Annotated in this window: 1 protein-coding gene; it reads right to left on the reverse strand. The window is 41.0% G+C overall.

Translation table 11 applies throughout. From position 1 onward, the window contains the following. Window positions 1-366 (reverse strand): helix-turn-helix domain-containing protein (locus GQA99_RS20325; protein ID WP_160057024.1); only part of this gene is annotated, 366 nt, incomplete at both ends.

A 366-nucleotide genomic window follows, 5' to 3' on the forward strand; every position in this document is an offset into this window, starting at 1 on the left:
CGAGAGCGAGTTGTTATCCATGAAAAGCCTAATTGATGGAGTATTCTGTAGATGTTGGCCTGCTTAAAGGTCACATTAAATTCAGATTGAATAAAAAGACAAACATCTCTTGCCATTAATCTACCGCCACTCTCAGATAAGCTTTGTGCTTGTATAAACTCTTTCAGACTTGCCTGTTGTTTTGCTGACAATTGTGCGGGTCTACCTGGATTATGTTTATCATCCAGGCCTTTGATACCAAGAGTTAAATAGTTTGTAACCCAGGCATTTACACTTGTTCTACTGACCTTCAACATGTTGGCAATCACGGTGCGAGAATGACCTTCGGTAAAGTGGAGTAAGGCGAGGTAACGGATACGTTTACGA

The sequence above is a fragment of the Shewanella litoralis genome, assembly GCF_009828585.1.
Classification (GTDB): domain Bacteria; phylum Pseudomonadota; class Gammaproteobacteria; order Enterobacterales; family Shewanellaceae; genus Shewanella; species Shewanella litoralis.